The organism is Brevundimonas sp. (assembly GCF_004210735.1).
GTDB lineage: Bacteria > Pseudomonadota > Alphaproteobacteria > Caulobacterales > Caulobacteraceae > Brevundimonas.
The window spans coordinates 1-9,243 of the sequence record NZ_SDZL01000095.1; the positions used below are offsets into that span (position 1 = coordinate 1).

General features: G+C 68.7%; 8 protein-coding genes and 2 pseudogenes. 7 read left to right on the forward strand and 3 right to left on the reverse strand.

Annotated features, from left to right (window positions below; translation table 11 throughout):
- Both EON91_RS13750 and EON91_RS13755 read left to right on the forward strand, forming a co-directional pair.
- Positions 1 to 168 (forward strand): aminomethyltransferase beta-barrel domain-containing protein (locus EON91_RS13750; protein ID WP_366250457.1); only part of this gene is annotated, 168 nt, incomplete at its 5' end.
- Positions 161 to 721 (forward strand): hemerythrin domain-containing protein, encoded by a 561-nt coding sequence (locus EON91_RS13755; RefSeq protein ID WP_292095851.1) that lies wholly within the window; start codon positions 161 to 163, stop codon positions 719 to 721. The genes EON91_RS13750 and EON91_RS13755, both read left to right, overlap by 8 nt.
- 54 nt (positions 722 to 775) lie before the next feature.
- Here EON91_RS13755 and EON91_RS13760 read toward each other — a convergent pair whose 3' ends face one another.
- The 3 genes from EON91_RS13760 to EON91_RS13770 all read right to left on the reverse strand — a co-directional run bounded on the left by EON91_RS13760 (position 776) and on the right by EON91_RS13770 (position 5,371).
- Positions 776 to 2,662, reverse strand: a complete 1,887-nt coding sequence (locus tag EON91_RS13760) for a CocE/NonD family hydrolase (protein WP_292095854.1) — start codon at positions 2,660 to 2,662, stop codon at positions 776 to 778.
- Between the two features lie 99 nt (positions 2,663 to 2,761).
- On the reverse strand, positions 2,762 to 4,459 hold the full coding sequence (gene recN / locus EON91_RS13765; RefSeq protein WP_292095858.1) for a DNA repair protein RecN: 1,698 nt from the start codon (positions 4,457 to 4,459) through the stop codon (positions 2,762 to 2,764).
- Between the two features lie 54 nt (positions 4,460 to 4,513).
- Positions 4,514 to 5,371, reverse strand: coding sequence for an outer membrane protein assembly factor BamD (locus EON91_RS13770; protein WP_292095863.1), 858 nt, complete (start codon positions 5,369 to 5,371; stop codon positions 4,514 to 4,516).
- A gap of 200 nt (positions 5,372 to 5,571) precedes the next feature.
- On the opposite strand from EON91_RS13770, the pseudogene EON91_RS13775 reads away from it, so the two are divergent.
- From EON91_RS13775 to EON91_RS13795, 5 genes and pseudogenes are all read left to right on the forward strand, one after another.
- Positions 5,572 to 6,195: pseudogene (locus EON91_RS13775) on the forward strand (ribose-phosphate pyrophosphokinase); the annotation flags it as partial.
- Between the two features lie 56 nt (positions 6,196 to 6,251).
- The gene (locus tag EON91_RS13780) at positions 6,252 to 7,325 is read left to right on the forward strand and encodes a hypothetical protein (RefSeq protein ID WP_292095866.1); all 1,074 of its coding nucleotides are present in this window, start codon (positions 6,252 to 6,254) and stop codon (positions 7,323 to 7,325) included.
- A 162-nt stretch (positions 7,326 to 7,487) separates the two neighbouring features.
- Complete coding sequence (locus EON91_RS13785) at positions 7,488 to 8,108, forward strand: 50S ribosomal protein L25/general stress protein Ctc (protein WP_292095869.1); 621 nt, start codon at positions 7,488 to 7,490, stop codon at positions 8,106 to 8,108.
- 87 nt (positions 8,109 to 8,195) lie between these two features.
- Complete coding sequence (gene pth, locus EON91_RS13790) at positions 8,196 to 8,801, forward strand: aminoacyl-tRNA hydrolase (protein ID WP_292095873.1); 606 nt, start codon at positions 8,196 to 8,198, stop codon at positions 8,799 to 8,801.
- Positions 8,802 to 8,997: 196 nt separating this feature from the next.
- Positions 8,998 to 9,243 (forward strand): annotated as a pseudogene (locus EON91_RS13795) (hypothetical protein); the annotation flags it as partial.

Genomic DNA, 9,243 nt, shown 5'->3' on the forward strand with positions numbered 1-9,243 from the left:
GTCATAGAGGGCGCAGGCCTGGCCCTAATCGACGGCGTGATCTCGGTCGTCTTCGAGCAGGGCGAGGAAGGCGTCGCCCCCGGCCAGGCCTGCGCCCTCTATGACCCCGCCGATCCCGACCGGGTGCTGGGCGGCGGCTTTATCCAGAGCACGACCGCCGTTGTCTGATCCGCTGGATCTCGCGGTCCGGACCGGCCTGCCGGACGACATGCTGTATCTGGTCCGCGACCTGCCCCGCGACCGCTGGATTGGCCTCGACCAGACCGCCGCCTTCTGGCTGCAGATGCACGCCGGCTTTCGGGCCCAGCAAGGTCGGATGGCGGCCCTGACCGGCCGCTGGCGCGCGGGCGACCTTGACCTGCGCGGCCTGCATGACGCCGTCCTGCCGGAGCTACAGGCCTTTCTGCAACATCTGGACGGCCACCACCGGATCGAAAGCGGGCACTACTTTCCCGCCTTCCGCCGTATCGAGCCGCGTATCCAGCACGGGCTGGACCTGCTGGACCGCGACCATGACGCCATCCACGCTCATCTGGAGGCCCTGCTCCAGTCGGGCCTAGCCTTCCATCACGCCGTGCGCGACGGCGCGCCGGGCGCTCCCGACCGCGCCCATCGCCTGTCCGACATTCTGGACCAGGCCGCCCCCGCCCTGACGCGCCACCTCGACGACGAGGAAGACATCGTCATCCCGCTGATGACGCTGCGCGGCGGGGTCGCCTAGCAACGGGTCGAGAATGGCGAAGCCGCTTCGCCATTCTCGTTGACCCCAGGCCGCCTAGTTCAGGACCGGCAGCTCGATATAGGACGCATCGTCCCCGGCATGGTGCACGGCGTTATCCGCGATCACGCCCGCCTTCTCCGTCTCGTTCGCGCCACCGGTGTTCAGGTTGCGGACGAATTTGGGGAAGTTGGAGCTGGTCACTTCGACCCGGATGCGGTGCCCCCGCTGGAAGGTGTTGCTGATGGTGATCGGCGTCGGCTGAACCGTCGCTACCTGGCTGGGCGTCAGCGGCGTCGGATTGTCGAAGCCGGTGCGATAGCGGGCGCGAATGATGGTGTCGCCCAGGATGTGCGCCGTGCCGTCGGGCGCCACGTCCACCAGCTTGACCGCATAGTCCGTGTCCGGCGCGGACGACGACACCTTCAGCACCGCATCGACAAACCCCGACACCTGCATGGGCGAGGTCAGCGGCTCGGACGTATAGACCAGCACGTCGTTGCGCGCCTCGATCGGGCGCTGATCAAAGGCGCCGGCCGTCACCAGCCCGCCGTTGCAGCAGTCGCCGCCGCCGATGGTCTGGACCGGGTTCATCGGATCATAGCGATAGCGGTCCGGACGCTCGCCCGCCGGCGGCGCCTCCAGGCTCAGCCGCCCGTCGCCGTTCAGGCTGTTGGCGGCTCCGTCCGAGCGCAGATACATGCGCACCGTCTGCACGCCCGCGGGCGGCCACTGGGCGTCGGTCCGCCAGCGGTTCTCGCCCATGTTGAAATACTGGACATGCGGCGTGTTCGCCGGGAAGCGACGCTGCTCGCCCTTCAGCCAGCGGTCGAACCAGGCGTGAACCATGGCGTCGCTGTCAAAGCTGGCGTCGCCCAGGTCGCGGTCGCCCGACTTGAAATTCGGCCCCAGCCCGGCGAAGGCGCAGTGGTTGTTCGGCCCGACCACCACATACTGGTTCTGGGCCGCCTCGCGATCTTCGGTGGTCGAGCGGGCGTGGTTGAACAGCTCCATGTTCGGCCCGATGGACACGTCGTACCAGCTGTTGAACCACAGCGACGGCACGCCCCATCCCATGTCGTCATGATACAGGCCGCCCTCGCGCCAGGCCGGGTCGGCGGGTGTGCGGGCGATCAACTCTTCAAAGGTGCCCGCCGGCTCGCCCAGATCGGCCAGCAGGTCGTTGACCGGCAGGTGGCGAATCTGGCGCGGCCAGTCGACCTTGGGCTTTTCCGTGTCCAGGTCGTTGTAGCGCACGATGCGAGCGCGCGTTTCCTGATCCAGGTCGCCCGGGATCTGCGCACGCTGCGGATTGTCGACGCCGTACAGCCAGATAAAGAACAGGTTACGCGGCACGCCGCCGGTGTACCAATTCCCCTGCTCCTGGAACCGGCCGACCTTGCCGATGCCGGCGCCCGACGCCTGGGGCACCATGGCGGCGTGGGCGGGGTGGTTCTGGGCCGCCAGCGCCAGTTGCCATTCCGCCGAGGACGAGCAGCCCAGCGTGCCTACCTTGCCGTTCGACCATGGCTGGGCCGCGATCCACGTCAGCGCGTCATAGCCATCCGTCTGGGGATAGCCGAGGATTTCGTACTCGCCCTCGGAGAAGTACCGGCCACGCTCGTTCTGGACGACGAAGGCATAGCCGCGGCTGACCCAGGTCAGGGCCGTCCGCGTGGTCCGGGCGCTATAGGCGAGCTCGTTATAGGGCGTCTTCCAGAAGATGGTCGGCACCGGCCCCTCGGCGTCTCGCGGACGATAGACATTGGTCGCCAGACCAACGCCATCCCGCATCGGCGTCATCACGGCCATCTGCACATCGGCGATACGCGAGAGCTCCGTCTGCGCCGCCGTATCGCTGTATCGCGCATAGTCCTGCGCCGTCACCGCCATGGGTGACAGCGCGATCACCCCCGCCACCACCGCAGCTACGAACCGATTCATGAACACCCCCAAGCTTGCACGCGTGCAAGATAGGACCTGTTCGAGGACGGGGGCAACGGCCGTAACCGCCCTTCTCCACCTTGCGGGAGAAGGATGACGTCAGCCGATCAGCGCCCTCGCCGCGGCGCGCGCTTCGTCCGTGATGGCGGCGCCGGACAGCATGCGGGCAATTTCTTCCTGACGGGCGTGGGGGTCCAGCACATCGATGGAGGTGCGGGTGTGGCCGTCGTGATCAGCCTTGCGGACCTTCCAGTGGGCGTGGCCGCGCGCGGCGACCTGGGGGCTGTGGGTCACGACCAGAACCTGCGCGCCGGTCGACAGGCGCTGCAGGCGCGTGCCCACGGCCTCGGCCACGGCGCCGCCGACGCCCTGATCGACCTCGTCGAAAATCATCACCGGCTGGCGCTGGTCCTCGCGGCTGGCCAGCGCCGCCTTCATGGCCAGGGCGAAACGGGCCAGTTCGCCACCTGACGCGATGGCGTCCAGCGGGCCGAACGGCGTGCCGACGTTGGTGGCGATCTCGAACCGCACCGTCTCGACGCCCAGCGGGCCGCGCCGGCCCTCGACCGGCTCCAGCGCCACCCGGAACCGCGCCCGGTCCAGCTTCAGCGGGCCCAGTTCGCCCATGACCGCCTCGGTCAGTCGATCCCCCGCCGCCTCGCGCGCCGAGGTCAGCAGCATGGCCGCCAGGTCATAGGCCTCGACCGCCGCGGCGACCTCGCGCCGGGCGTTGGTCAGGGCCTCGGCCCCATCCTCGATCAGGCGCAACTGCTCGCGCAGCGACTGGCGCAGCGTCGGCAGGGCCTCGACCGTGGTGTTCAGTTTCCGGGCGGCGGCGCGCAGGGCGAACAGCCGCTCCTCGGCCTTGTCCAGCCGCCCCGGTTCGAAATCAAAGGCGTCGGCGGCGGCGTCGACGGCCGAGACGGCCTCGGTCGCCTCGATCAGCGCCCGGTCCACGGCCTCGGCGGCGGCGGCCAGGCGCACCAGCACCGGATGATCGCCCTCGACCCCGGCCTGCACCGCCCGCTGGCGCGCATGTTCGACCGCGCGCAGGGCCGAGGCCAGTTTCTGGCTCAGCTTGTCGCCGCCCAGCAGGCTGCGCGCGTCGGCCAGATCCGCGATGGCCTTTTCCGCAGCGCCCAGCACGGCGCGTTCGCCGGCCAGCTCGGTCTCTTCGTCCGGACGGGGGTCCAGGGCGTCAAGGTCCGCAAGGTTCAGCGTCAGTTCCTCGACCCGCGCGGCCGCGTCAGCGGCAGCGGCCTCAAGCCCCGCCAAGTGCGCCTGCGCCGTCTTCAGCCGATCCGCCGCAGCGGCCACGCCCGACAGCTGGGGCTGCAGTCCGCCGTAGTTGTCGAGCAGGGCGCGGTGGGTCTTCCAGTCCAGCAGGCCGACGGTCTCATGCTGGCCGTGCACCTCGACCAGCCGCTGGCCGATCTCCCGCAGGGCGGCGACGCCCGCCGCCTGATCGTTGATGAAGGCGCGGCTGCGCCCATCGGCGCCGACGATGCGGCGCAGGATCAGCGGCTCGCCCGGCGTCACGTCGAAACCGCGCTCGGTGATCAGTTCGATCAGTTCGGCGTCGTCCGGCGCGGTGAAGACGGCGGTGGCCACGGCCTGCTTCGTCCCGGCGCGCACCAGCCCGGCGTCCGAGCGCGCGCCCAGCGCCAGCCCCAGCGCGTCCAGAATGATCGACTTGCCCGCCCCGGTCTCGCCGGTCAGCACGGTCAGGCCGTCCTCGACCTCAAGGTCCAGGGCGTCGACAAGCACGACATCGCGAATGGAAAGGCTGGTCAGCATGGGCCGGGGTGATTCGGTTGGACGATCATCCTAGCCGGGAAAGCGGTCCGGGCCTCAGCCCGGAATGATACGACGCAGCCAGCTTTCACGCTTGCCCTCGGGCGCGACGCCGGGCTGGGCGCCGTTCTCGCTGAGCAGGGCATAGGCCTCGGCGTACCAGGCGCTGCCCGGATAGTTGTGACCCAGGACGGCGGCGTTGCGCGTCGCCTCTTCCTTCAGGCCCAGCGAGACATAGACCTCGACCAGACGATACAGGGCCTCCGGCGCGTGCGAGGTGCGCTGGAAATCCTCGTTGTCGATCACCGACTTGTAGCGGTTGATCGCCGCCAGCGGCTGGTGGGCGCGCTGATAATAGCGGCCGACGTTCATTTCCTTGCCGGCCAGTTGGTCGTTGACCATGTCGATCTTGACCCGCGCATCGGTGGCGAAGGACGTGCCGGGGTAACGGCGCACCACATCGCGCAGTCCGCCCAGCGCCGCCTGGGCATAGCCCTGGTCGCGGCCCACATCGACGATCTGCTCAAAGTTACAGACCGCCTTCATGTAGAAGGCGTAGGGCGCGGACGGATTGCCCGGGAACAGCTGGATGAACCGGTCCGCCGCAGCGATCGCCTCCGGGTACGACCCGTTCTGATAATAGGCGTAGATCTGCATCAGGATCGCCCGACGCGCCCACTCCGAATAGGGGTGCTGGCGTTCGACTTCCTGGAAATAATCCACCGCGTCGCGCCAGCGCTTGCGCTCCAGACGCTGGTAGCCGGTGTTGTAGAGCGCCTCGACCGGCCGCTCCTCATAGGCCAGACGCGGCCGCTCGGCCTTGCCCGCGCAGGCGGAGACCGTCAGGGCGGCGGTGGCGGCGACCGCCAGAATCAGACCGGAGCGAAGCGTCGGAGCAGGCAAAGGCGACCTCATGGACATTCGGTCGGCGTCCGCCCCGCAGGAGGACGCCGAAGCGTGACGCGATCTCTACACCAGCGGTCGAAGCGCGCCAATGCGAACGAAGATCGGTCGAATAACCATCTCCGACGCTTGATGCGAGCCGCCCCGCTGATATGAAGCCCGCCCAACGCCCTGTCATTGGCGGATCGATGACGGCGAAAGGATGACCGGCCATGAAGCTGCTTGCGGGAAACTCCAACCGGACGTTGGCCCAGGCCATCGCCACCCACCTGGACATGCCCCTGACCAAGGCCCAGGTGAAGCGCTTTGCCGATAACGAGGTGTTCGCCGTTATCGAAGAAAACGTCCGCGGCGAGGACGTCTTCATCATCCAGTCGACCTCCTATCCGGCCAACGACAACCTGATGGAGCTGCTGATCATGACGGACGCCCTGGTGCGGGCGTCTGCGCGGCGGATCACGGCGGTCATGCCCTATTTCGGCTACGCCCGTCAGGACCGGAAGACCGGGGGGCGAACCCCCATCTCGGCCAAGCTGGTCGCCAACATGATCACCCGCGCAGGCGCGCACCGCGTCCTGACCATGGACCTGCACGCCGGCCAGATTCAGGGCTTCTTCGACATTCCCACCGACAATCTGGTGGCCACGCCGGTGCTGGCCCAGGACATCAAGGACCATTATCCGCGCGGCGACGACCTGATGATCGTCTCGCCTGACGTCGGTGGCGTGGTGCGCGCCCGTTCGCTGGCCAAGCGCCTCGACGCCGATCTGGCCATCGTCGACAAGCGCCGCCCCAAGGCGGGCGAGAGCGAGGTCATGAACATCATCGGCGACGTCGAAGGCCCCGGAGACGTGGCGCGGGGGGCGCCTCGAGTTGTGGAGAACGCTCCTAGATGCGTCAGCTAACCTTGCGTCGCGGCTTTTCCTTCGCCGCCCTCGCCGCCGCCGCCGTCCTGGCCAGCTGCGCTACACCCGAACCCGAAGCGCCGCCGGCCCCTCCGCCTCCGCCGCCGCCGCCGCCGGTCACCCTGAACGAGAGCGTGGCCGACGCGGCCTCGATCTACGTCACCTTCATGCGCGACGTCGCCACCATCCAGGCAGGCGGCTTCACCAGCGCCGAGGCGATCCAGGAGGCCCTGCGCAAAGGCGCCACCTATGAGCCCAACCAGCTGTCGCGAGGCATGATCGCCTACGCCTCGATCCTGGCGCTCCAGTCGCCGGAATTCGTCGCGGGCGTTCGCGCCTTCGCCGCCGACCCCGTCCAGCGCCGCGAGATCGTCGGCCGGATCATCGCCGACCCCGCCTACGCCGCCACCTTCCCCGGCGCTGATTCGGCCGCCGGCCTGATCGCCGCCACCATCGGCAAGGAAGTCGGCGTCCTGGGCGAACTCGCCGAGGCCGTCGAGGGCGACGCCTACACCATCCAGGAACGTCGCGACCCCCGCCGTCGCTGGGCCATTCAGGCCAACGCCAACCGCGCCGCGCGGCTGGAGGGCGCCAAGGATCTGTCGGACAATCCGATGCTGCCCTCGGCCGAGGAATCGGCCCGCCTGCTGGCCGCGGCGCACGCCGGCAACGGTCTGGGGCTGGAAGCCAACCGTATCAGCGCGCCCTATACGCCCGCCGTCGCCAACGCGCTGGCCATCGCCGCGCTGGCGGCCCTGGGCGCCGCCGGTGATGATGCGCGCATCAACACCGACGCCCTGGTCAGCGAGCCGGGCGCCGAATTCTGCCTGAACATGTCCAAGCTGATGCTGTTCCAGTGCCTGGCGGCCGCCCGCCCGGCCTATGAGGACATGTTCTGCCTGGGCCGCCACGTCGTGCGCGACCTGGCGACCTGCGCCTCGCAGGGCACCCGTATCGCCACCTCCAGCGTCTCTGCGCCGGTGGTGACCGACACGACCCTGACCCAGACACCGGTCGCCGTGGAGGTCCCCGTGGCCGCCACGACGCCCCCGCAGAGCTGAAGCGGGGCCGATCCGGGCCATTTCCGGCGCGCATGACCGTCAGACGGTTGCGCGCCGGGCATTGAGCGTGTAATGACCCGCGCTCTTGAATTCGAGGGTTCATGACCCCCGCCGCGCGGCCCTGGTTGGCGCGGCGTTTCTGTTGTTGTTGAGGCGAGCCAGATGGCCGAGATCATTCTGAACGTCGACGTCCGTGATGGCGTGGGCACCGGCGGCGCCCGCGCCGCGCGTCGCGCCGGCGCCGTGCCGGGCATCCTGTACGGCGGCGATCAAGCCCCCGTCGCCATCTCGGTGAACGAGAAGGACTTCCGCAAGTCCCTCTACACCGGCAAGCTGCTGGGCCACCTGGTGACCCTGAAGTATGGCGACGAGAGCCAGCCGGTCATCGCCAAGTCGGTCCAGTTCGACCCCGTGTCGGACCGTCCGCTGCACTTCGACCTGATGCGCGTCGACGCCAAGGCGCCGCTCAAGATCGAAGTCGCCGTTCACTTCAAGAACGCTGACGAAGCGCCCTACACCCGCGCCGGCGGCATGCTGGAAGTCGTCCGTCACTCGGTCGAGATCCTGGTCCGCGCCGACCAGATCCCGGAAGAGCTGGTTGTGGACCTGAAGGGCCGCGAAATCGGTGAAACCATCCGCATGTCGGACATCGCCCTGCCCAAGGGCGCTTCGGCGACCATCACCGACCGCGACTTCGTGATCGCCACGATCAAGACCTCGTCGGCCGGTCAATCCGAAGCCGGCGACACCACGGTCGAGGCCGAGGCTGAAACCGAAGCCTGATCGGCTTTCGAGTCCGAAAAGTTCCGCCCCGCCGGGTCCGCCCGGCGGGGCTTTTCTTTGGCTGACGCTTCGGCCATTGAATGCGCCATGATCATCATCGCCGGGCTGGGCAATCCGGGCCCCAAATACGAAAAGAACCGCCACAACATCGGCTTCATGGCCGCCGACGAGATCGCACGCCGCTGGCGTTTCGGTCCCGAGCGGGCGAAATTCCAGTCGGTCATCAGCGAGGGCGAGGTCGAGGGGACCAGGGTCCTGCTGATGAAGCCCCAGACCTATATGAACGACAGCGGCCGCGCCGTCGGCGAGGCGGCGCGCTTCTACAAGGTGGCGCCCGAAAACGTCATCGTCTTTCACGACGAGATCGATCTGGCCCCCGGCCGCTTCCGCATGAAGAAGGGCGGCGGCGCCGCGGGTCAGAACGGCGTCCGTTCGATGATCAGCCAGCTGGGCCCCGACTTCCGCCGCGCCCGCATGGGCGTCGGCCACCCCGGCGAGGCGCATCTGGTCCACGCCCACGTCCTCAGCGACTTCCACAAGGCCGAAAAGCCCTGGCTGGACGCCCTGCTGCAAGCCTGCGCCGACGCCCTGCCCTTCGCCGTCGCCGGCGACGACGAACGCTACCAGGGCGAGGTCATGCGTCTGGCCCCCGCGCCGAAGTTCAGTCCTCGCCAAGCGGCGCGGGGCGAGTAAGGCGCCATCGCTCCTCCCCATTTCAGGGGAGGTGGCGCGGACGCGCAGCGGCCGTGACGGAGGGGCGTCTCGACGTCCGACACTTGCGCCGCCCCCTCCACCGCTTCGCGGTCCCCCTCCCCACACAGTGGGGAGGAACAAGAGCGACCTCTCGCCCCACTGGCCTTTCCAACTCGAACACCGTAACAGCGCTGCCGTGAACCGATCACAGGCCGATAACTGGTCGATATGGCGCTCGCTGGCCTTTCTGGCGGCGACGTTTGCGGTCGTGCTCGGAACCCTGCTGCCGTTCGGCGCAATGGCGGCGGCACGGCCGGGGCAGCCGATCATCATCTGTTCGGCCGAGGGCCTGCAGACCATCCAGACCGGCGGCGTGGACGGCCCGGCGGGCAAAAGCATGGGGGCCAAATGCGCCGCCTGCGTCATGCCGCTGCTGGCCGCC

What these genes read in the sequence shown, in the direction of transcription:
- EON91_RS13780 (WP_292095866.1), top strand. Translation starts at nt 6,252, where the DNA reads ATGCGTCAGCTAACCTTGCGTCGCGGCTTTTCCTTCGCCGCCCTCGCC.
- EON91_RS13760 (WP_292095854.1), bottom strand. Translation starts at nt 2,662, where the DNA reads ATGAATCGGTTCGTAGCTGCGGTGGTGGCGGGGGTGATCGCGCTGTCA.
- EON91_RS13770 (WP_292095863.1), bottom strand. Translation starts at nt 5,371, where the DNA reads ATGAGGTCGCCTTTGCCTGCTCCGACGCTTCGCTCCGGTCTGATTCTG.
- EON91_RS13785 (WP_292095869.1), top strand. Translation starts at nt 7,488, where the DNA reads ATGGCCGAGATCATTCTGAACGTCGACGTCCGTGATGGCGTGGGCACC.
- recN (WP_292095858.1), bottom strand. Translation starts at nt 4,459, where the DNA reads ATGCTGACCAGCCTTTCCATTCGCGATGTCGTGCTTGTCGACGCCCTG.
- pth (WP_292095873.1), top strand. Translation starts at nt 8,196, where the DNA reads ATGATCATCATCGCCGGGCTGGGCAATCCGGGCCCCAAATACGAAAAG.